The sequence below is a fragment of the Paraburkholderia sp. 31.1 genome (assembly GCF_014397645.1).
GTDB lineage: Bacteria > Pseudomonadota > Gammaproteobacteria > Burkholderiales > Burkholderiaceae > Paraburkholderia > Paraburkholderia tuberum.
Window position 1 is genome coordinate 149,150 of record NZ_VZQN01000014.1, and the last position, 21,029, is coordinate 170,178.

Annotated in this window: 22 protein-coding genes and 6 pseudogenes; 15 read left to right on the forward strand and 13 right to left on the reverse strand. The window is 60.7% G+C overall.

Annotated elements, in window-relative coordinates:
* Positions 1 to 94: 94 nt before the first annotated feature.
* Positions 95 to 1,312 (forward strand): FAD-dependent monooxygenase, encoded by a 1,218-nt coding sequence (locus tag F6X37_RS13360; protein ID WP_187611632.1) that lies wholly within the window; start codon positions 95 to 97, stop codon positions 1,310 to 1,312.
* A gap of 446 nt (positions 1,313 to 1,758) precedes the next feature.
* Here F6X37_RS13360 and F6X37_RS13365 read toward each other — a convergent pair whose 3' ends face one another.
* Complete coding sequence (locus F6X37_RS13365; RefSeq protein ID WP_090807789.1) at positions 1,759 to 2,094, reverse strand: hypothetical protein; 336 nt, start codon at positions 2,092 to 2,094, stop codon at positions 1,759 to 1,761.
* Positions 2,095 to 2,359: 265 nt separating this feature from the next.
* Here F6X37_RS13365 and F6X37_RS13370 point away from each other — a divergent pair.
* A pseudogene (locus tag F6X37_RS13370) lies at positions 2,360 to 3,090 on the forward strand (TIGR03118 family protein).
* 150 nt (positions 3,091 to 3,240) lie between these two features.
* Here F6X37_RS13370 and F6X37_RS13375 read toward each other — a convergent pair.
* Positions 3,241 to 3,543, reverse strand: a complete 303-nt coding sequence (locus F6X37_RS13375) for a VF_A0006 family four-cysteine protein (protein ID WP_187611633.1) — start codon at positions 3,541 to 3,543, stop codon at positions 3,241 to 3,243.
* Positions 3,544 to 3,628: 85 nt separating this feature from the next.
* A complete protein-coding gene (locus tag F6X37_RS13380) occupies positions 3,629 to 4,366 on the reverse strand; it encodes a transporter substrate-binding domain-containing protein (RefSeq protein ID WP_187611634.1) in 738 nt (245 codons plus the stop codon).
* A 305-nt stretch (positions 4,367 to 4,671) separates the two neighbouring features.
* Between F6X37_RS13380 and F6X37_RS13385 the strand changes: the two genes are divergently transcribed.
* The 6 genes and pseudogenes from F6X37_RS13385 to F6X37_RS13405 all read left to right on the forward strand — a co-directional run bounded on the left by F6X37_RS13385 (position 4,672) and on the right by F6X37_RS13405 (position 7,297).
* Positions 4,672 to 5,253 (forward strand): RNA polymerase sigma factor, encoded by a 582-nt coding sequence (locus F6X37_RS13385; protein WP_187611635.1) that lies wholly within the window; start codon positions 4,672 to 4,674, stop codon positions 5,251 to 5,253.
* A gap of 12 nt (positions 5,254 to 5,265) precedes the next feature.
* Positions 5,266 to 5,574, forward strand: coding sequence for a hypothetical protein (locus F6X37_RS13390; protein ID WP_187611636.1), 309 nt, complete (start codon positions 5,266 to 5,268; stop codon positions 5,572 to 5,574).
* A 2-nt stretch (positions 5,575 to 5,576) separates the two neighbouring features.
* A complete protein-coding gene (locus F6X37_RS13395; RefSeq protein WP_187611637.1) occupies positions 5,577 to 5,873 on the forward strand; it encodes a 4Fe-4S binding protein in 297 nt (98 codons plus the stop codon).
* Positions 5,874 to 5,947: 74 nt separating this feature from the next.
* Positions 5,948 to 6,664: an O-methyltransferase gene (locus F6X37_RS13400; RefSeq protein WP_187611638.1), complete on the forward strand. Its 717-nt coding sequence runs from the start codon at positions 5,948 to 5,950 to the stop codon at positions 6,662 to 6,664.
* A gap of 70 nt (positions 6,665 to 6,734) precedes the next feature.
* Positions 6,735 to 6,896 (forward strand): annotated as a pseudogene (locus F6X37_RS36810) (DinB family protein); the annotation flags it as partial.
* Complete coding sequence (locus F6X37_RS13405; RefSeq protein WP_187611639.1) at positions 6,893 to 7,297, forward strand: alpha/beta fold hydrolase; 405 nt, start codon at positions 6,893 to 6,895, stop codon at positions 7,295 to 7,297. The pseudogene F6X37_RS36810 and the gene F6X37_RS13405, both read left to right, overlap by 4 nt.
* Here F6X37_RS13405 and F6X37_RS13410 read toward each other — a convergent pair.
* Positions 7,257 to 7,868 (reverse strand): TetR/AcrR family transcriptional regulator, encoded by a 612-nt coding sequence (locus F6X37_RS13410; protein WP_187611640.1) that lies wholly within the window; start codon positions 7,866 to 7,868, stop codon positions 7,257 to 7,259. The genes F6X37_RS13405 and F6X37_RS13410 overlap by 41 nt on opposite strands.
* A 349-nt stretch (positions 7,869 to 8,217) precedes the next feature.
* Here F6X37_RS13410 and F6X37_RS13415 point away from each other — a divergent pair, with 349 nt between their 5' ends.
* Entirely contained in the window at positions 8,218 to 8,922 is a 705-nt protein-coding gene (locus tag F6X37_RS13415; RefSeq protein WP_187611641.1) for an SDR family oxidoreductase, read from the forward strand.
* Positions 8,923 to 8,953: 31 nt separating this feature from the next.
* Positions 8,954 to 9,088 (forward strand): annotated as a pseudogene (locus F6X37_RS13420) (alkene reductase); the annotation flags it as partial.
* Between the two features lie 256 nt (positions 9,089 to 9,344).
* On the opposite strand, the gene F6X37_RS13425 reads toward F6X37_RS13420, so the two are convergent.
* A complete protein-coding gene (locus F6X37_RS13425) occupies positions 9,345 to 9,689 on the reverse strand; it encodes a DoxX family protein (protein WP_187611642.1) in 345 nt (114 codons plus the stop codon).
* A gap of 2 nt (positions 9,690 to 9,691) precedes the next feature.
* Positions 9,692 to 10,615, reverse strand: coding sequence for an NAD-dependent epimerase/dehydratase family protein (locus tag F6X37_RS13430; protein WP_187611657.1), 924 nt, complete (start codon positions 10,613 to 10,615; stop codon positions 9,692 to 9,694).
* A gap of 131 nt (positions 10,616 to 10,746) precedes the next feature.
* Here F6X37_RS13430 and F6X37_RS13435 point away from each other — a divergent pair, with 131 nt between their 5' ends.
* Positions 10,747 to 11,352 carry a TetR/AcrR family transcriptional regulator gene (locus tag F6X37_RS13435; RefSeq protein ID WP_187611643.1) on the forward strand — a complete coding sequence of 202 codons (606 nt, stop codon included), beginning with the start codon at positions 10,747 to 10,749 and terminating at the stop codon, positions 11,350 to 11,352.
* Between the two features lie 137 nt (positions 11,353 to 11,489).
* Here F6X37_RS13435 and F6X37_RS13440 read toward each other — a convergent pair whose 3' ends face one another.
* The gene (locus F6X37_RS13440; RefSeq protein ID WP_187611644.1) at positions 11,490 to 11,735 is read right to left on the reverse strand and encodes a hypothetical protein; all 246 of its coding nucleotides are present in this window, start codon (positions 11,733 to 11,735) and stop codon (positions 11,490 to 11,492) included.
* Here F6X37_RS13440 and F6X37_RS13445 point away from each other — a divergent pair.
* The gene (locus tag F6X37_RS13445; RefSeq protein ID WP_090807765.1) at positions 11,727 to 12,044 is read left to right on the forward strand and encodes a hypothetical protein; all 318 of its coding nucleotides are present in this window, start codon (positions 11,727 to 11,729) and stop codon (positions 12,042 to 12,044) included. The two genes, F6X37_RS13440 and F6X37_RS13445, sit on opposite strands and share 9 nt — an antisense overlap.
* A gap of 69 nt (positions 12,045 to 12,113) precedes the next feature.
* A complete protein-coding gene (locus F6X37_RS13450) occupies positions 12,114 to 12,365 on the forward strand; it encodes a DUF1488 domain-containing protein (RefSeq protein WP_018425166.1) in 252 nt (83 codons plus the stop codon).
* A 284-nt stretch (positions 12,366 to 12,649) separates the two neighbouring features.
* Here F6X37_RS13450 and F6X37_RS13455 read toward each other — a convergent pair whose 3' ends face one another.
* A complete protein-coding gene (locus F6X37_RS13455; RefSeq protein WP_187611645.1) occupies positions 12,650 to 16,474 on the reverse strand; it encodes an autotransporter outer membrane beta-barrel domain-containing protein in 3,825 nt (1,274 codons plus the stop codon).
* A gap of 564 nt (positions 16,475 to 17,038) precedes the next feature.
* A complete protein-coding gene (locus F6X37_RS13460) occupies positions 17,039 to 17,950 on the reverse strand; it encodes a CHAD domain-containing protein (protein WP_187611646.1) in 912 nt (303 codons plus the stop codon).
* 242 nt (positions 17,951 to 18,192) lie between these two features.
* Between F6X37_RS13460 and F6X37_RS13465 the strand changes: the two genes are divergently transcribed.
* Both F6X37_RS13465 and F6X37_RS13470 read left to right on the forward strand, forming a co-directional pair.
* Positions 18,193 to 18,561 (forward strand): NUDIX hydrolase, encoded by a 369-nt coding sequence (locus F6X37_RS13465; protein ID WP_090807757.1) that lies wholly within the window; start codon positions 18,193 to 18,195, stop codon positions 18,559 to 18,561.
* A 13-nt stretch (positions 18,562 to 18,574) separates the two neighbouring features.
* Positions 18,575 to 18,886: pseudogene (locus F6X37_RS13470) on the forward strand (IS3 family transposase); the annotation flags it as partial.
* 29 nt (positions 18,887 to 18,915) lie between these two features.
* Here the strand turns inward: F6X37_RS13470 and F6X37_RS36815 are convergent.
* From F6X37_RS36815 to F6X37_RS13485, 4 genes and pseudogenes are all read right to left on the reverse strand, one after another.
* A pseudogene (locus tag F6X37_RS36815) lies at positions 18,916 to 19,145 on the reverse strand (alpha/beta fold hydrolase); the annotation flags it as partial.
* An 18-nt stretch (positions 19,146 to 19,163) separates the two neighbouring features.
* A pseudogene (locus F6X37_RS13475) lies at positions 19,164 to 19,640 on the reverse strand (transposase); the annotation flags it as partial.
* Between the two features lie 340 nt (positions 19,641 to 19,980).
* Positions 19,981 to 20,346, reverse strand: coding sequence for a hypothetical protein (locus F6X37_RS13480; RefSeq protein ID WP_143037224.1), 366 nt, complete (start codon positions 20,344 to 20,346; stop codon positions 19,981 to 19,983).
* A gap of 19 nt (positions 20,347 to 20,365) precedes the next feature.
* Positions 20,366 to 20,698 carry a hypothetical protein gene (locus tag F6X37_RS13485; RefSeq protein ID WP_187611647.1) on the reverse strand — a complete coding sequence of 111 codons (333 nt, stop codon included), beginning with the start codon at positions 20,696 to 20,698 and terminating at the stop codon, positions 20,366 to 20,368.
* Positions 20,699 to 21,029 lie beyond the last annotated feature (331 nt).

Sequence of the window (21,029 nt, forward strand, 5' to 3'; positions counted from 1 at the left end):
GCTGAAAATACCAACACGGTATCCGCATGCGACGCGCCGGGCGCGCGTTCCAGAGTGGCCCGAATCGATAAACCCGCATATTGGAGACACAATCATGAACCGGATGGATCTAAGCATCGCGATCGTCGGCGCCGGCATCGGCGGCCTTACGCTGGCGCTCGCACTACGCGAACATGGCATCGATGCGCAACTCTACGAGCAGACCGATGAGTTGCGCGAAGTGGGCGCGGCCGTCGCACTGTCGGCCAACGCGACGCGCTTTTATGAGCGCATGGGGCTACGCTCCGCGTTCGAAAACGTGTGCGCCGAAGTCCCCGGGCTCATTTATCGTGATGGCCGCAGCGGCAGCGTCATTGGACATCATCGCGGCATGCCCAGCTATCGCGAGCAGTTCGGTGGCTCGTACTGGGGCGTTCATCGCGCCGATCTGCAGGCGGTGCTGTCGAAGGCAGTTGGTCTCGACCACATCGAGCTCAGCCATCGCCTGGTCGATCTCGTGCAGCATCCCGATCGCGTGAGTCTCGCGTTCGACAACGGTCGGCGCATCGATGCCGATCTCGTGATCGGCGCCGACGGCGCACGCTCGATTACGCGACGCTGGATGCTCGGCTACGACGACCTGCTGTATTCCGGTTGCTCGGGCTTTCGTGGCATCGTGCCGGCCGAGCGCATGGACCTGTTGCCCGATCCGGAGACGATCCAGTTCTGGGTCGGGCCCGGCGGCCATCTGCTGCATTATCCGATCGGCGACAAGGGCGATCAGAACTTCCTGCTGGTCGAGCGTCATCCGTCGCCGTGGCCGTCGCGCGACTGGGTCATGCCGTCGACCGAAGGCGAGCAGCTGCGCCTGTTCAAGGACTGGCATCCGGCCGTCGTGCAGATGATCACGGCCGTGCCGATCAGTCAGCGCTGGGGCCTGTTTCACCGTCCGCCGCTTGGCCGCTGGAGCAAGGGCCGCGTGACGCTGATCGGCGATGCCGCGCATGCGCTCGTGCCGCATCACGGCCAGGGCGCCAACCAGTCGATCGAGGATGCCGTGGTGCTGGCCGCGCAACTCGCCAAGGCGGGCCCGGGTAAGTGGCGGGAAGCGCAGGAAGCCTACGAGCGTCTGCGCCGGGGCCGCACGCGCAAGGTGCAGTACGCGTCGATCAGCACCGCGGACGTGCTGCATCTGCCGGACGGCCCCGCCGCGCAGGAACGCAACGCGCGGCTAGGGGCGCGCGACAGCATGCTGCATCACCTCGACTGGATTCACGATTTCGATGCGCTTGCGCAAGAGCCGAGCGCGCGGCAAGGGGGCACGTGGCTTTGAGCCTCTCCATGAGGCTTCAATAGGGAGGCGGTGGGCCGCATGCTCATGCCAGGCGCCTCTCTCCAGCCACTACGCGTCACATGCAACCCATTGACCGAGCTTCGATTGCCCAAACTGGCATCGATATTGTGAAAAATGGGTTCGCGTGTGACGGCCATACGCTCCTGCACGGCATCGAGTGACCGGCAACGCGCGGCCTACCCGGCTCCGCGGCTTCCGATGCGAGCCGTAAATCCTGGAGTTCATGCGTTGCCTGGAAACCCGGCGCGTAATTCCCGGTGGAGAAATGTCGAATAGCGACAGCATGGAACCGCGTAGATCGGTCGTATTAGCTAGCGCCTGCTATCCGGGAAACTGCGCGCCGGTCGCAATTGCACCTATGTCGCTGCGATCGCAGCCCTTTGTGCTTGCGCTGATTCGCGGCTGACGGTCATTTCTACCAGCTGTCAATGGCCGGTAGCGGCTGGCGACACCACGCTCGGGGTCGCCAGCGTGTTGTTGCTCTTCGGAGCGGCGGTGGTGTCAGACGTCGAGCTGCTATTGCTGCTCGGCAGGCCCGAGTTCGGTGCCTTGGCGCCCATGCCGCTGTCCGAGTTGGTGGTGCCTGGCATGCCGTAGCCGCCCGTCGTTGCGCCGTTCATCTGGTTCGACGGACTAGCCGTGCTGCCGCCTGTACCGGTCGAACCGCTGCCGCTCTGGCCTCCGGCCGCCTGCGCAAAAGCGCCGCCCGACAGCGAGAGTGCGGCGACGGCCGCGACTAGTGTGATGGTTGCCTTGCTCATGATCCGCCCCTCCTTAATTGGACTCGAAGATAGACGCAGACAGTTGCCGCCTGCGCTACAGCAATGTCGCAAACAGCGTGCCGCGTGCTTTTGTAGGTAGCGAAGCGATCGGCGGCGCACCGAGTGGCGGTCGTGGGGCGACTCCAGCCATTGGATGGATCGCACGAGATCTGCCGCGAAATAAGCCGCTCTCCGCCGGAATAAATCCCGCGCCGTTCTCGTTCATTGACCGTTAGGTCCTTTGCGCAGAACAAGGAGTGCGGTCATGAAGTCTCTACTCGCTCTATTCGGCGTCGTTGCATGCGGCGCGGCCGTCGCGACTCTGATGTCATGTGGCGGCAGTGGCTCGAGTTCGAGCAGCGCGAGCCCATCCGTCCAGTCGTCATTCGCAGCGACGGCCCTCGTATCCGATGGCGCGGTGCCCGCTGCACACACCGACGCTAATCTGAAAAACCCTTGGGGCGTGGCCTTCAATCCCAAAGGTTTCGTCTGGGTCGCGGACAACGGCACCAACGTCGCGACGCTCTATGACGGCGATGGCGTGCCGCAATCGCTGGTCGTCACGATACCCGACGGCAAGAACGGCTCCGCATCGCCCACGGGCATCGTTTTCAATGGAACACAAAGCTTCCGCGTCACGGAAAACGGCAAGTCTGGAGTCGCTGCGTTCATCTTCACGGGCGAAGGCGGCACCATCACCGCCTGGGCACCGCCGTAGGGCCGACCAATGCGTTCAACGCGTCGAGCGGTCAGTCGATGGGACAGATCAATGGACCGAACGGCAGTCCGATCGTCGAGCTGGGCGCGTGGGGCATCGCGTTCGGCAACGATCTCAGCAATCAGCCTTCCAGCACGCTCTTCTTCGCGGCGGGGCCGAATGACGAAGCCGATGGCGTCTACGGAAGAATCGATCTGAATACGACGTCGAGCTCAGGTACGAACACGGGCACGAACACCGGCACAAGCGCGGGCGGCGAAATGACCATTGGAATGTAGCGCTAAGCGCGCAATTGAGAAGCGCCGCTCTTGATGCGAGAGCGGCGGTATTGCTTATGCGGGGCGATGTGCGCCTGAGCAGTGCGTGTGATGATCGTCACATCCACGCGTGGTTGAGCACCAGCGATGTCAGGTCCTGACTGCCCTGACTCACATCTGATTCTGACGCCGGCATGCCCGCAATATCTGCTGAACCGCAAATGCCCCTCGCACGGTTTGCACATTCTGCAGCACACACACGTGATACGACTTTTCCCGCGGCAGAAGCAGTGCGCCATTTCTGTAAAGCGCGTTGCACGAATCGCTAATCACGCGTGCCGCGAAAGTGCTCTGGCTATTTCCTAGCGAACCCAGAATGCATTGATCGTAGTCTGGATTATCGGTGCCGAGCGCCATAGCCGAAAGCGGCGTGGCGAGTGCGGTCGACATAAGCAGAGAGGCGGGTTTGATCATGAACGTGGGCGAGACCCTCAAGGGATATAACGGTGGGCAATCGTAGCATTTTGCGGTTCGGTGCAGCACCTGGCCGACGCCCGTCTTATACTCGACCCGCGAGAGCGGGATCGATCTCGTTGTTTGTCAGGCCGAATTCCGCCATGCGAGCACGATGATCTGGCGAGCCCAGATATGAACGAAGGGCTTTGTTTACCGCCTGGATCAGATCGCTGTTACTCCTATTGAACGAGAATGCCCCGAGCGGAGGCTTCTGCTGCTTGCCCTTCGTTCCCGGTTCGTGCTCGATAGCCTCGAGCATTGAGCCTCCGATCCGGTTCGCAATGATCCGATTCCCCAAGGCCGTGCTCGCATACGCATCGACGGCGCCGGAGAGAACCGCTTCGACAGCGTCGGCCTGATGCTCGAAGACGACTATTTGGTCCTCGCTTACGCCAGACGCTTTCGCTGAGTCGTGCTGTACCTGTCCGGCTATGATGCCAAGGCGCGCATCAGCGCGTTTGGCAAGCGACACGTAGCTGTCGAGCGCTTTCGGGTTTCCAGTCCGAACCAGAAAACCGTCTGCGATCCCCCATACCGGGACGCTGAACGCGACCATATTGGCGCGTTCGCGTGTGACGAACAGCGGAACGTTCATATCCCACCTGCCTGCTTCAACGCCGGGCAGGAGTTCACTAAACGACGTCGGATTATGCTCGATCCGGGTTACGCCGATCGCCCGAAGAACCGCGTCGGCCAGATCGATGTCAGCGCCCGTGGGGGTACTATCTGGTTCCGTCCAACCGAACGGGGGTTCTTCGATGTACGCAATCGTTACCTTCATCGCTGTGTCTCGCCAATCGGGAACGGCCATCAAATGCCGGGCCGAATGTTGACGATTCTACTTACATGCGCGGTTGTCGTTGCGGCGGCTCTTTCTGAAACGAACGCGGTTATGCCTGGATCGGGTGTCGGTCCAATGGACGTTGGTTGGATTGCGCGGCATCGCTACGGAAACGCACCCACGTCTTCCGGTCAATCCATGGTCACAACCCTGTCACGCACTGCCTCAAGCGAACCGGCAGTTGCTCAAGGAAAGATTTTTCGCGCTCACCACAATATTCGCGCTCCTGAAACGTCTTCAGGCGCATGGAACCGCCACCCACCTCGCACCCGATGACCGACCGAGACAGCGACATCACCGCGACCGTGGTGCGTGAGCGCACGAGGCTCGTCAATTTTATCCGGCGTCGAATACGCGACCCGGACGACGCCGAAGACATCCTGCAGGATGTGTTCCACGAATTCGTGCAGGCTTACCGGCTTCCCGCTCCGATCGAACAGGCGAGCGCGTGGCTTTTCCGTGCCGCGCGCAATCGCATCATCGATCGTTTTCGCAAGAAGAAGGAGCAACCGCTGACCGATCTGTCGGAGGCCGAGGACGACGCCAGCGGTGAGTATCGCCTCGACCTCACGTTACCGGCGCACGATGCTGGCCCCGAAGCCCTCTACGCTCGCGCTGTGTTGCTCAAGGCCTTGCAGGATGCGCTCGACGAGTTGCCGCCGAATCAACGTGAAGTATTTATCGCGCACGAGCTGGAGGGGCGGTCCTTCAAAGACATGGTGGCGGAAAGCGGTGTCACGCTCAATACGCTGCTCGCGCGCAAACGCTACGCGGTCTTGCATCTGCGCGCCCGACTGCAGGCCATTTATGACGAACTGGATATATAGAGGAGTCGAGGGATGAAGTTTCGAATCAGATGTGTGGGCAAAGCGCTGCTGGTGGTGGTCGCCATAGCCGTGCTCGGATGGGTGGTCATGACGCTATGGAATTGGGTGATTCCGGCGCTATTCGTTGGCGCCCGTGCGATCGACTTCGCGCATGCGTTGGGCTTGCTGGTTTTGAGCCGCATCCTGTTTGGCGGATTCCGCGGACACGGCGGCTGGCGCGCACGGCGTCACTGGCGCAAATGGGAAGCGATGACGCCCGAAGAACGGGAGCATTTCCAGACGGCATGGCGATCGGGCCGCGACCGGCGCGCGGGAGATTGACCATGCGCGAGAAATCAACGGGCGACTGCAAACAGAAGCCGGGCGTGATTGCGCCAGTCGTCGACCTGAAACGTTGCGAAGGCAAGGGCGATTGCCTGGAGGTCTGCCCTGAGAATGTGTTTGAGATCCGGCGCATCGATGACGTCGATTATCTCTGCCTCGATTTGATGCACCGCCTCAAGCTACGCGTGCATGGAATGAAAGTCGCCTACACACCGAACGCGTACGCCTGCCGGTCGTGCGGTCTTTGTGTGACGGCGTGCCCTGAACGCGCGATCAAGCTCGTCAGAACGGCATAGCGTTACGCGTTTTAAGAAAAGCGCAGGCCGCCTGGCGCAGTGGTCAGTATTATCGATCTCCTCAAGGAGCGCGCATGGCTTCATCAACCACGGATCTTCTGCGACAGCTTCACGAACAGAGCCAGACAGAAGTGATAGCCCGCGCACAGGCGCAATTTCAGGGATCGAGCGAAGAGTTTCTGAGTCTCGCGGAGGAATACGAAACGCTCGTACCTCGACTCCGTGGAAGGTTTCTCGAAACGCTCGGGCTATCGAGCGAAGATTTCGAATCCTCGCAAGGCACTCCTCTATCGTTAGCCGTGTCAGCGGAAACGGGACGGTTCTTACGCAACATGGTGCTTTCGCACAAGCCGGCTCGAATCCTCGAGCTCGGCAGTTCCTGCGGCGTGTCCACGCTGTATTTCGCCGAGGCCCTTCGCACGTTAGGCAGTGGCACGGTTGTAGCGACTGAACTCGATGCTGTTAAGTGCGCACAACTTCGGGCCCACGTCAGAACGGCGGGCGTAGACGCTTATGTTGAGCTGCGGGAGGGCGATGTCTTCCAGACCGTTTCCGAACTGGACGGCACTTTCGACATGGTGTTTATCGACGTCTGGGCCGACACCTATCTGAATCTGTTCAAGCAGATTGAGCGCCTGCTACGCCCGGGATCTATCGTTCTCGCCGACAACATGTACATCGCCGAGGACGCCGTTCGGCCATACAAGCACTACCTCGACGACGATCCGCGCTTTTCGACCACGACGCTGGACTTTGAATCAGGGGTCGAATTTACAGTCGTCGTGTCATAGGCTGACGAAGCGTGGACGCCGTCCAGAATCCGGTTCATGTGCCATTCAATCCGGGTTGCAAGCGGAGTAGCTTATGCGTTGCGGGCTCCGCGATGGTGTGCGGCGCATGACTCTCGAAGAACTCGTGCGTGAGTTACTTGACCACGATCGGACTCATTTGCTTGAACTCGAAGAACTTGATGACGAACTGAAGAAAACCGAAACACGTCCAAAGAGAGGACGACCGATATGAAGAACGACCCGCCCGTCATTTTCATTCACGGCTTCATCGGAACCTTGGACGTATGGCAATACGAACCCAAGCACGCCTCCCCCGATTTGCGCGGCTATGGAAAGCATCGGTCGGTCCCGTTCGAGCAGATTTCCTTACTCGCGCAAGTCGAGCATATCCGCGGGTTCGTTGACGCACGCTTCGGAGCAAGACGTGTTGATGTCGTTGGTCACTCGATAGGCGGATCGATCGCGATGCTGTTTGCACACGCATATCCAGGATACGTCCGCCGGATTGTCAATGTTGAAGGCAACTTCACGTTGGACGCCCCCCGCCGACCTACGCATTCCCACGCAGGGCCCCGGGGCCGCAGGCGGCGTATCAGCCATCCGACCTGCTGCGGCGCCCGCTGTCCGGCGTGACCGGGTCGTCGAGCGCGTCGACGAGCGTGCGCCGCCCCGCGTCGAGGATTTCGTCGGCGAAGGCTGGATCGGCGCCTGCGATCGCACGCGACAGCACGAGCGCCCCGACCATCTGACTGAACGCTGCAATCGCATCGCGACGGGTTTGTTCCGTCGTCGCGCCTTCCGTGGCGATCATGGCTGCAAGCCGGTCGAGATACGTGGCGAGGCCGCGCGTGTAGGACGCACGCGCCGCGTCGGTCATCCGCGGAGCGTCGCCAGCGAAGCCGGACAGCGGGCACCCTGCTGCGACGTTGTCGCGGTGCGAGGCGGACAGGTAGCGTGCCGCCTGCTTCCCCAGGCTGCCGCCGTTTGGCGAATCCGCGTAGTCTTGCATCGCCTTTTCCATGACCGCGGTGACCAGCGCATCCTTCGACTTGAAGTGGTTGTAGAAGCCGCCCTGGCTAAAACCGGCTTCCTTCATCAACTCCGTCAGCCCCACGGCATCGACTCCGCGTACCCGGAAAAGCCGCTCGGCGGCCGCGACGATCGCGCTGCGGTTCTCGGCGGCCTGCTGTCGTGACACCCCCATCGATCTCTCCCTTATACAAGCGATCGCGTCGATTGAAAAACACAATGTCGATCACCATTGACATGCCGTAATTACGTCGACACAATGCGCCGTAAGACGATGGTGATCGACATTGAGATGAGTGTAGCCGACTTTCGCGCACAACGCGAAGCAACGCCGGCGTGGCACGGATGGCAGTCCAGGTTCATCGCGGTTCTTTGATGCCGGCGGGCGGCGGGCGGCGGGCGACCGACGTTGGCGCCGTTCGGCGGCGCAACGGTTCGGTACGCAAGGGCAGGTTTGTTTTCTCCGGATTTCACGCGCGCTGCGAACCGGCGCACATGCGATTCATCATGCGAAAGGATGAGATATGAAGATCGAAGGTGCTGTTGTTTTCGTGACGGGTGCGAACCGCGGGCTTGGCCTTGAGTTCGCGAAGCAGGCGCTCGAAAGAGGAGCGCGCAAGGTCTATGCGGGCGCGCGCGATCCGGCCAGCGTAACGCTGCCGGGCGTCGTGCCCGTGAAGCTTGACGTGACCGATCCGGCGGCCGTGGCCGCTGCCGCCGACGCGGCGGGCGACGTCACGCTTCTGATCAACAACGCGGGCATCGCGCGGCTCGGCAGTCTGACGGACGACGGCGCGCTCGACGCGTTACGCGATCACTTCGACACCAACGTGTTCGGGATGCTGTCGATGTCGCAGGCGTTCGCGGGCAACCTTGCCGGCAACGGCGGCGGCGCGATCCTGAACGTACTGTCGGTTGAGAGCTGGATAAACCGGCCGATCCTCGCGGCTTATGGCGTGTCGAAGTCGGCCGCGTGGGCGGTGACCAACGGCCTGCGTCACTCGCTGCGCGAGCAGCACACGCAGGTGGTCGGGCTGCATGCCGGTTTTATCGATACGGATCTGACGCGCGGGCTGGAAGTGCCGAAGGCGACGCCGGCCGACGTTGTGCGTCAGGCATACGACGCGATCGAGGCAGGGGCGGAGGAAGTGTCCACCGACGAGTTCACGCGGCAGGTGAAGGCCGGGTTGTCGGCAGGCGTCTATCTCGACGCTCCGGCGCCGCACTGAAGGCGCCGGAGCGCCCGCTCGTCGCGCGCGGGCAATCTGGACGGAAAAGCAGGTCGCGGGCTGGAAGGAGGTGACCTCTGCGGTTCACGCAGCCGGCGGTCTGATCGTCTCCCAGCTCTGGCACGTCGGGCGACTCTCCGATCCCATCTTCCACGCCGGCGATATGCGCCACGAATGGCCGGTAGTGGCCGCGCGCTGCCCCATGCATGAGGGACCGTTTCCCGTGGCACGTAAAGCGGCGATCTGCGGCAGGCGACCCGGAGCGCCCAGCCATCGCTACAAAAAGCGGACGCATGACGCACGCGATCAAACTGGAGTTGCTCCAATGCAGCTATCCGTGCGCGTATTCAAGTACCTGCAGCACGGATTGCCCGCACGGCCTGTTAGCGTCCCGGGCTCACTCGCCTGGTGGCAAGGAAGCCTCAACCGCGGACCGCCGCAGTAACCACAATGAGAGCCGAGAAGATCAGCGCCGGGGCGAGATGCCGGAACGGTTCCCGATTTCGTAGCAACGTGAAGAGCGCACCGATCATGATCGCACCGGCCAGCGTTAGGCCTAAGACTCTGGTTTGTCGTCCAGGAAGAAGTGCCGCACTCAACAACTCGAGAGTGCCACAGAGCCACTGAAACCATGCCGGATAACCCCAGCGTGCGAAGTCGCGCTTCACCGCGCCGGGTCTTGCGAGATTGACCATCCCAGCAACCGCGAACAGAACCGCTACGATCGTCGCGAGGATCGATTCTAAAGACGCACTGTTCCACACCATCGTCATGCTCCGTTGATTTGCTGAAAGTGTTTTTGTGCAGAGAGGTCCGCAATCAGGCCGGGGCCATGGGGCTCCCACGCAAGAACTCGGCGGGCATGCTGGCCGCTTACTGTCTGGTCGAGCGCCAGTGCGTCAGCGAACAGTCCAAGCGATTTGCGAGCATCGTCGAGCGACCAGAGTTCGACGCGATCGGCGCCGACCGAGGCCCGAATCGCTTCACCCATTTCGGCAACGGCAACGGCATCTTCCGCGACCACGTTGAAGATCTGTCCCGTGACCCGACCGTCCCCGCTCGCCGCCTGCTCCACCGCGCTCAGGTAAGCCGTGGCGAGATCGTCGACGTGAACGGCAGGCCAGTGATCGCGACCATCGCCGACGACCCTCACACTGCCGGTCTGACGGACCATCCCGGCAAGCATGCCGAAGACGCCACCGCCGTAGCCGTGCACCATCGCCGGCCTGAGAATCACTGCGGCAATCGCGCGGCTCGCCGCTAGCGCCCGCACATGTTGCTCCACTGCGGGCCGCCAGGCGATGAGTGGTGTCGGGTTCAGCGCCGAAGCTTCAGTCGCGGGCTCCCCCTCCGTATTGCCGTAGACCCAGGTGCCCGACGTATAGACAAACGCCGCGCCCGGCTGCAAATGCGAAAGCATCGCTACAGCCGCAGCCTCATCAACGGCACCGGCGGAAGCATCATTGGTCGACGCCATGTGCACCACGCCCTCGGCGGCACCGGCAGTCGCAGCGAAAGCCTGTGGCTCACGCAGGTCGCCGGAATGCAGTGTCACGCCGAGATATGCCAGCGCGCTGGCAGCAGCCGACCTGTCCTGGCGCACCAGCGCCGTCACCCGATGGCCGCGGCTGATTGCCTTGCGCGCGACCGCTTGCCCGATGTAGCCAGTACCACCTGTCATGAACAGTTCCATAGCGTTCTCCTCGATGATTGCCTGCGAAGTTGATAAAGTCACACGAACGAGACTTTCCGGTCTCGTTTTGACAAATCTAAACGAGACTGACCAGTCTTGTCAACTACTCGGCGATCTGTTATTTATCTGGGATGAACACACCCTCTCTCCCCGACCTGAGCCCGCTGCAACGCCGTAAGCGATCCGCCATCCTCGAAGGCGCGAGAACCGTTTTTTTAAGCCAAGGTTTCGGCCTGGCAACAATGGACGATGTCGCCGCGGCCGCTGGTGTCGGCAAACAGACGGTCTACCGCCACTTCAAGTCGAAGGAGGCACTCTTCGTTGGTCTGGTGAGCTCGATGTGCGCTCAGGTGGGTGGACTTCTTGCCGGGGCTCAGGACGAGCAATCCGATGGATCACCCGAAGTCGAGTTGCACGAGTTGGGGTGGTTGGTGGCACGAAGCCTTATCGTGCCGGATTACCTGCGGCTTTACCGGGCCATCGTCGCTGAGGCCGAGCGTCTTCCGGAACTCGGCCAGGTGTTTTACGAAAATGGCGCAAAGGTCGTGCGTGCCTTCGCGGCAAAAATTCTGCGAAAGCGATTTGACGAATCGACTGCTGTATTGCGGGCAGCGACATTCGTTCAGTTGGTGCTAGGCGACGCGTATCTGGAACTGTCAATTGGCTACACGGTGCCCGATGTTGAAGCGCGCTTTGCGCTGCAGATTGACGAGGCGGTGTCGGCTGCACTTCGCTAAAATGGGCCAACCCTGTCAGTTTTCCGCGTAGCGACACTCCACATCAGTTCATTTTGACGCCGCAACCAGACTAAGCGCGTATGCTGGGAATACCACCTTGTCACGCAACGCATCAGGAGCAACACCATGGCCAAGAGTCAATTACGCAGCACTCGCGAAGCGAAAAAGCCCAAGCAACCCGCGAAGCCGTCAGTGCCGACGAAGCCGTTCAGCACGGTTCGTTCGCGGGTTGCGAACGAAGGTGTCGCCAAGAAGAAGACGTAAATCGGTTGGCCGCGGACACGCGGCACAACGATCACATGCAACTTGTAACGTTCATCGCAGTAAATTGATATCTCCACATTGAAGGCGCAAACCGCTTCGGGAGGTGCATCATGATCCATCACCACTCGGACCCCACTTTTCGTGGGCTTCCGCTCACGGCCGAGCAAGACTCGGAAATTCGTCATTACCTGAACAGGAAGGCCAAGCTGGGCAAGCCATGGAATACTCCCGAGCTGCGCGGGATGCTTGAGGACATGCTGCTGCCGCCAAGTACCGAAGACGACAGCGAGAGCGATATCCCGGGCGACGCATCGAGCGCCGCTGAGCGCGCAGCCGCGTTCGTCGATCAGGACATGGAACCAATCGAGGCATATGAGGAATTGCATGCCGCGATGGAAGCCGAAAGCATGAAAGGCGATCCGCACTAGCGGGAGCGCTCCGCGCGGGTAGTGAGCGTGCAACCCGGTCCATCTGAGGCGTAGAACGAAGGACGACACATGGCACTCAGTTTTTCCAACCCCAGCCGCAGCTATGATGGGATCAGGCATGGCGTGTGGTTCTGGGGATACGACAAAGCACGCGAGATTACCTTCTTTGTGGAAGACCGCGTACTGAAGCATTTCGACTCCGCCCTCGGTACTGACGAAGCCGAGGTGCTGGCCTCCTTCGACCGGAATCGCAATGAGATCCTGAAGGTCGCCATGACCCTCTATGCCGAGGGGCCGCAGACTCTCTACACGCTGCACTAAAGCTTCATCCGGTCACCCATGCTGAATGAGTTGATCCAGTTCAGGCGATCAACGCGTTTTCATACAGGCTCGATCCGCTGCTGCCGGTCGACGGCTTCCGCATCCTGAGGCTGTTTTTGATGCACTTCGGCCAGTCGCCGGGGCGATCGCTGACGACTTCTCGACCGTAGTCGACTCTTGATATCAGGACTGGCAAGGCAGTTATAAGTCTCCTTTGCCTGCCTACATTTGTGCATCCACGACCTGGAAGGTCGGGATGCAGGACACCTTGCACTTTAGAGGCCCTACCATTGGTAGCGCACGCCGAGATCGCCCGCGACGCCACTACGGCGGACATTGCTGTCTCCACTCACGGCGAACTGGTAGCCGAACTGTCCGTAAAGGTTCAGCCGCTCCTTGAGCCTGGCGGTGACACCGCCGGCGAGTTCCAGTCGCGTGGCCTGCACATTCAGCGGCACCCGGTCATTGGCGAAGGTCGTGGTGGCCTCGGCATTGAAATCCCGCCACAGGTTGGCACGCACATACGGCTGCCACACCGCTCCCTGGCTGCCTTCGATGGTCCACTTCCCGCGCACGCCGACGCGGCCACTCGCGCCCGAAGTGGAGCCGAGGGAGACTTCACCCAGACCATCGTTCGCGTCGGAAAACGACACGTGCTGCCAGATGATCTGCGCCTGCGGCTCCAGCTCGAAACCCGGGCCGAGCGGCAGCGGGATCGGATAGCCCCCCTCGAGTGATGTCGCGAAGCCCGTACCCCGGACCGGCAGATTCGCAAACTGAGTGGTCGCGGCGCCGTCGTAGTGCGTACCCTGCACAACCGCATCGACATACCAGCCACTGGGGCCGTAGTCCGTCCAGTAGCCTCCGCCTGTATATGCATTCAGATGCATTGAGCCGGTGTGCTCCAGCGTGTATCCGGTTGCCGCTGCATTGGTGACCAGGCCATCGACATCTGCACTGCCGTAGCCGTATGCAAAGTAGACGCCTGCAGCGTCGCGATGACCGGGCCAGACGCTTCCACGCCATAGGTCGAGACCGGTCTGCACGCCTCCGACTCCGCCGCTCACGCGCGGATCGGTGTAAGCCTCGTAGCGGTTGTCGATCTGGCCGCCGAACACGCGTCCCCAGGCGGAGCTTGCCCAGCCCGAGCCGCCAGCGCCGCCGCTCTCCGTCGTGAGCGTGTCGCCGATGCGCTCATGGAGCGTCCCGAGCATCTCGACACCCATCTGCCGGGCGACCGGTTGAACTACGCCATAGGTGGCCAGTTCCGGCCCGATGATCGGGTAGACGCCAGGCGGCAGCGGATCCGGTGGGGGCTCGGTGCCAGGTCCAGTTTCCGGTTCCTCTTCGCCTCCCCCCGGTGGGGGCGGCACGACGAACGACGAGCGCAGAAACCAGTCCTCGGGATTGCTGCTGTTGACGCCACCGCGAAACAAACGATAGTCTTCGGCGCCACCGCGCGCCTCGCCGACGAGCGCAAAGGCGTCCGACGCCGTGGTGCCACCGTTGGTTGTCTCGACGACGAGAATGCCGTTCCCCGTCGTCAATCCACCGGAGCCGCCTGCGTTCGTGATACGTACGGCTGAAGGGTCGGCGCTGCCGCCGTTGATGATGAGTCTGTCCGACGGCGAGCCATCCAGACCGAGGAACGTGCGCAGCGCGAGCGTGCCGCCGGCACCCACGAAATTTTTGACAGTCATCGCACCGAATTGCCCTGCCGGGAGCCCGAAGCCCGGCTCAACCGTTCCGGCATTGGTGACGGTGTTCAAGTCCGTTCCTGTACCGCCCAGGGTTCCGTTCGCCTCCACATTGACCGGCGACTGCAACGAGCCGGTCAGATTGAGCACGCCATTGCGAACGTTGGTCGGACCAGTAAAGGTGTTCTGGCCGGATAACGTGAGCACGCCGTTGCCGGCCTTGGCCAGTGCCCCGCTTCCGGAGAGCACGCCGGACCATGTCGCGCCCATGCCGTTGGTATCGATGGTCGACGTCGTGCCTCCGACCAGCGTTGCGTTGACGCCTGCGCTTAGCGCCGAACCCACCACCTGTATCGTTCCTCCACCGAGATTGAATGCGTAGGTGCCACCCAGATTGTTGAAGTCGCCGAACAGCGAACTTCCGCCAATCTGCAGTGTGCCGCCCGACAGGTTATACGTGCCGTTGCCGGCCGCCGCGAGGAACAGTCTCGACGCGCTGCCGATTGCAAGGGTACCGCCGGTCTGGTTGATCGTACCGGTGCCCTGGCTACCCGTGGACGTGACGTTCGAGCCGATGAACAGCGTCCCATCAGCCACGTTGAAGGTGCCGCCGCTCAGATTGAGCGTGCCGCTGCTCGGGTTGCCTTGCGTATTGCGGCCGAGCGTCATGAAGTCGGTGGTGCTGTTGCCGAATGTGACCGTTCCGCCCGCCAGGTTGTAGGTGCCCGTACCGCTTTGGTTGCCGATGTTCAGCGACACCGGCGTGCCTGGCATACCGAAGACGACGTTGCCCGCGGTCTGCGTAACCGTGCCCGTGCCGCCGAAGTCGCCGACCTGGAGCGCGGAGTTGAACGTGAGCGTGCCGCCGCTCACGTTCAACGTGCCAGACGACGTCGATCCGGGGACCTGCGTCGCGAGGGAATTGCCGAGGCCCAGCGAAAGATAGTCGATCGCGGTGCTGCCGCTGGAGACCGCTAGTCCACCGCCCACCACGAAAGCCGAGCCGCCCTGAATCCGCGCACCGTTGATCGTGAACGTCCCTGCGCCAGTCTTGACGAAGATGCCGTGCAGCGCGTCGCTCGCCGTGCCGGCATTGATGATCGTGCCGGAGAAGCTGGTGCTCGTGTTATCGGTGCCAACCACCAGTATGTTCGTGCCGTCGATCACGGTGCCGCTGCCCGACAGGTTCGGCAGCGGCACGACGCCCGTCGCGACCCCCGGAATCGGAGTGGTTGTGACGCCAGAAATATCGAAGGTGCCGTTGTTTAACATCCCGCTGGTCAAACTGATGCTGCCGCTTCCCGTTAGCGCCAGCGTGCCGGCGGAGATGGTCGTCATGCCGGTATAGGTATTCGCATTGGTCAGCGCGAGCACGCCGTTGCCGGCCTTGGCCAGTGCCCCGCTTCCGGAGAGCACGCCGGACCATGTCGCGCCCATGCCGTTGGTATCGATGGTCGACGTCGTGCCTCCGACCAGCGTTGCGTTGACGCCTGCGCTTAGCGCCGAACCCACCACCTGTATCGTTCCTCCACCGAGATTGAATGCGTAGGTGCCACCCAGATTGTTGAAGTCGCCGAACAGCGAACTTCCGCCAATCTGCAGTGTGCCGCCCGACAGGTTATACGTGCCGTTGCCGGCCGCCGCGAGGAACAGTCTCGACGCGCTGCCGATTGCAAGGGTACCGCCGGTCTGGTTGATCGTACCGGTGCCCTGGCTACCCGTGGACGTGACGTTCGAGCCGATGAACAGCGTCCCATCAGCCACGTTGAAGGTGCCGCCGCTCAGATTGAGCGTGCCGCTGCTCGGGTTGCCTTGCGTATTGCGGCCGAGCGTCATGAAGTCGGTGGTGCTGTTGCCGAATGTGACCGTTCCGCCCGCCAGGTTGTAGGTGCCCGTACCGCCCTGGTTGCCGATGTTCAGCGACACCGGCGTGCCCGGCATACCGAAGACGACGTTGCCCGCAGTCTGCGTAACCGTGCCCGTGCCGCCGAAGTCGCCGACCTGGAGCGCGGAGTTGAACGTTAGCGTGCCGCCGCTCACGTTCAACGTGCCAGACGACGTCGATCCGGGAAGAGTTGGGGCGTTGCCCAGGCCCAGCGAAAGATAGTCGATGGCGGCGTCGCTGCTCGTCGCCGCCAGTCCACCGCCAATCACGAATGCGGAGCCCCCCCGGATCCTTGCGCCGTCGATCGTCAGTGTTCCGCCGCCCGTTTTGACAAACTGGCCTTGTTGCGACGTTGGATCGCTCGCAACGCCAGCATTGTTGATCGTGCCGGAGAAGCTGGTGCTCGTGTTATCGGTGCCAACAAACAGGACGTTGTTGGCGGGGGTGTCGATCGTTTCGCTCCCGGAGAGATTGGGCCGTTCAGTCACCGTCTGCTGCGCCAATGCCGGCACGGGTGACAGGCCCATGAGCCATATGGCATGGAGGATGCAGAAAGAGTTGAGTCGCTGGTGCCGCGTGGTCAGCGGAATCGTCAATCGACCGCGCGCGCCGCCGGCCAACGTGCTTAACGATGCGCGATGAATCGCTCTTGCCGCCACGACGACCCTCCGTTACCTGCCGGTGGACGTTTGCCAAGTCAAGCGAGCTTGACTTCGGGAGACCGACCCATCGACGTTGACTTTGGAAAGCATCTCCCCGAACAGTCGTTGCCTTACTGGTTGTGCGCACGCGATTGAGTTGTTGCCAAGTTCTGCTAAGGGTAGGTAGGCAGATTGATTTGTCAAGAATTAACCTGGAAGGCTTCGATTGCCCTCCTGTCATGCGAGTTACCATCGGCTCGCCACCCGAGAAAAGCGCCTGAGCATATCGTCGTGTCCCGATTGGATCTCCGCTTTCCAGATTGTCACTGACGTTTGACTGTCCCGGCGATGCTTCCGGTGAGCGGCTGCTCGCGGCCGAGCGCAGCCGTTTGCCAACCGCGCGACAACCCGGTGATACTTCGGCATCCACTCAGTCAGATCGCGCCCGCCTCAGTTAGAGATGCCTCGGACCCGCCGCGATGCCTCCCGCATCCGTTGGGACTTCTGCTTTCCCAACCATTGCAGCGATTCCTGCACGACCTCGGGAGGAACCTCATTGAATGACGCGCTGCGAATCAGCGCCTCGCTTGCGGCAATGTCGTTGAACTGCCCCAGCTTGTTCTGCACGGATGTCAATTCCTTGATGGTGCGACCGTGTCCGCCCTTGATAACGGGTTGAAAAAACTCCAGCAGGTACCTCAGTTTTTTGCCTGCCTTTCGAACGTCGTGAAGATCCTCCTCGTGGGTGTCCTCGCTGCGTGCAGCGCGTCTGCTTCGCTTTTGAAGTGCACGCTGTGCTAGCCGGACACGCTTCTCGGCGAACGCCTGAATGGGTAGATTGTCGCAACGCGACAGCAGTGTGGTTTGCGCGCGAAGCATGACATCGTTCAGAAACGCCTCGACATCGTCGCTTTTGATCATCGTCCGGCTATGCACCACCGCCTGCGCGCGCTTCTCGCGCGCCGCGGCCACCAGCAGTTCGATCGAGGCGCCGGACTCCTTGGCGGCTCTCAGCAGATCGCCTGCTATGTCCCAGTCACGGGTTCCGCCTGCCAAGGCCGCAAGACGCTTGAATTCTTCGGTGGCTTGCGCGGTCGATTCCTCTCCGAGGTATGGAGAGTACGCCCAGTACAAAGCCCGAAGCTTTCTGAAAGCGACGCGAAGCTGATGAAACCCTTCTGCATCGCTCTGCGTGGATAGCTCTCTTGCCCTTTGCACGGCTTCGGCCACCACTGGCGCCGCCAGCGACGAGAAGGTACTGGCGACGGAACTCGTTTTTGAAAGTGATGAACCGGCCGTCCGGCGGTTGACTTTGAAGAGAGTGTTTGGCCGTGGCAAGGACCAGTCACCATCCATATCCATTGCAGCCTCGAGTCGGATAGAAAATTCATTTGCCGAGACCTTACCATAGCGACCCTCGAACGCCGAGATTGTGACGCGTTGATGACATACCTTAAGCTGCCGCGCGTCCGCTGTCCTCGCTTCGAAACATTACCGGCTTCTGCTGTTCTGTATTAGGATGCTCAACTATGTCTGGCAACGCCCGATACGCCGCCGTGTGGTGCGCGTCTTGAGAGCATCTGGGGCATAAGTGGGAGTTCGGTTTGAAGAAACGCGCCACCGTGATCTGTCGCAGAGGTAAGCGAATCCTTCTGGTCGCACGTAGTCAAGCAAAGTGGGCTTTACCGGGCGGGATCCTCAAGCGTGGAGAACATCGCACGGACGCCGCACTTCGGGAACTCAAGGAAGAAACTCAACTATCCGGCAAGTCGGCCAAGCATCTCTTCGACTTCCGTGGCAAGCAGAAGCACCATCACGTGTTTTCCTGCGAAATCCCGAATCGGGCCAAAGCTCGCCCGAGTAACGAAATATCCAGGTGTCGCTGGGTTCACATGGACGAGATCCGTCGCCTCATGACCAGCGGGCCGACGACCGATATCGTGAAGCTCATGTATCAGCGGCGCAGGAAGTAGCCCAGACCTTCAACCCAACACGGGCTTCACCGATCTCAATGCTGCACGCGACTGGGCGAGCGAGTTCGTGCAGTGGTACAACTTCGACCACCGCCACAGCAGCATCCGCTACGTCAGCCCGGCGCAGCGCCATGACGGCGACGATCACGTGATCCTCGCGGCGCGTCACGAGGTATATGTCCAGGCGCGGGAACGCAACCCCGCACGCTGGTCAGGCTGCACGCGAGACTGGACGCCGATCGGCGCCGTCACTCTCAATCCGGAGCGCGAGTCAGTCGTCACGATGGCTTCGCATGCCACACTTAAACAGCCTTTGGCTGCATGACTGAGGCGACAAGTACCTTGACACGCGCCGGGCGCCAATGTGGCGATGCGCTCGATCGCCATGCCGCCCATCGAATGACCGATCAGGCTGAAGGTGTGAAATCCGAGCCCGTCAGCAAGGGCCAGCGCATCGGAGGCAATCTCGTCGCGCCGTGTGTCTCACGCATGCTGCCGTAGTCCCGATAATGCATGAACACGTAGCTGAAGACGTCCCGGGACAACCGTTGCTCGATCTGCTCGGGGCGATATTGGATGCGCAAATCCTCGGGAACATAGCTGCCGCCAGCAAGCGTCGTGCGCCGATTTCCGCGCGCCGGTTTTTCTTGGCGCAAGGCTGCGATCATGGCCGGTTTCAGCGAGCCACGTGCATAGGTGTAAATGGCAGCGTAGACCGTCTCGTGGCTGACGTGCTGACTTGGGTCGTCTGGATACATGGCCCGCAGTTTGGCAGCGATTTGCTGCGGCGACCAGCGCCAGTAGACCAGGTGATCATGCACATGCCGATAAAGCGCGCTGCCTTCGATCAACTTGCGCGGCCGTACGCAGCGCCGACGACGCAGCCGATAGGCCGAGGCCGCCTGCGTCGCACAGTAGCGCGGCGCGTCCACGCTGCAATTACGCGCCAGTTCGCGCGACACCGTCGAAGCGCTGCGCCGCAGCAGCCCCGCAATAGTTCTTATGCTGTCGCCCTTTCGATGTTCGATCATGATCGCCGCGCGTTCTTCCGCACTCAAATGCTTGTAGTTCTTCTTCATCGCAACACCCTACCTCATTCAAGGTGTTGCACTTGGAACTAGAGACTAAGCTACTTGTCCGCTTACGAGCACTTTCTTGGTATAACTACCGAATGCGACGTAACACAGTATCAGCGACGCTGCGATGATCCCAAACGCTGACCATATCCAGGTGGGAAGTGGATAGCTAAGCAAAATCTGACCAGTGTATTTGTCGCGACGTGCATTAATTGCCTGCTCACGAAAAAGACCCGTTTTACTTGGTTCGTATGGATTTGTCATGAAAAATCACCTAGCCCCTCCGGTGACGGAGGGCTAGGTGGCAACTGAAACAGGGTTAGGTGATGAAGTTCTTGGTCCGCTAGGAGTTTTGCGCTTCAGCGCCACGAGACATCAGAATCAACTCCGCTCCGCCGAGAGCCAGCATGATGGCAAAGCTTGCTGCGACCGTTCGATTGGTGAGCACCAAAGTAACAGATAGGGCAATCCCTGCGAAAAGCAGGATCGTGCCCAAACTCTTGGTGCGCACGCCGAATGTGGTAGACGGTACTCCCCGCTTGCCTGTCACGATGGCCCCAAAAAAGAGCCAAAACAATGACGCAGGAACATACGCGGCCAACGCCGGCATGAATGCGCCGAAGAGATTCACAAAGTGAATCCTGCTAAAGCCGATCGCGATTAAGGCTAGCGCGAAATACCAACTAATTCGCATCATTGCTATTTTCATTTAAACTCCATAATTGCATTTAGCCATCCCCGTCGTTGGTGGGAGTCTGTTGCTGTATGTCTTTCATTACAGCAGAGCAGCTTTTAGAAACAAGAAAGTCGGTGAGAGCACCAACTGTCGGCTTTCCAGACAAAATTCCCGCTGTCATCCCGAATCCCGTTCCTAGAATAAAGCACGTTACCGCAATGCCGCTGTTCCAAGTGTAGCTGGGAACTCCGGGTATGTTGACGGTGATTGACGTCGAAGAATCACCCAGGAGGGTCGTGGTGACGGAAGATCCAGCGGGCAGGGTATAAGTAATGGTCTCGGCGCCCGACACCATTTCAATTTCAGCTTCTGTTAGAGGTCTCATTTATCCATACCTTAAATATAATTACTCTGTTACCGACTTCACCATTGTTTCCAGGTTGAACGGTGTGTAGTCGTTCCGCATTTGTTCAATCTGACTGCTGAACTTCGAATAATTTTTGGGATCAGCCAAAGTTTCGGCGGCAAGGGAGGAAAAGGTGACAAAGTCATCCCTTTTCATCGAGCCAATTGCCGATGTACGAGCTAGGGAAACACTGATTTATTTGGTGCGACCGTCATCGCAGATGTGGTCGAGGGCGTTGTAGAAGAAATTCACGGGACGGACGATCGACGATGAAGCGGCAGATCAGCTTTGCGGAAGCGGAAAGTGCGGG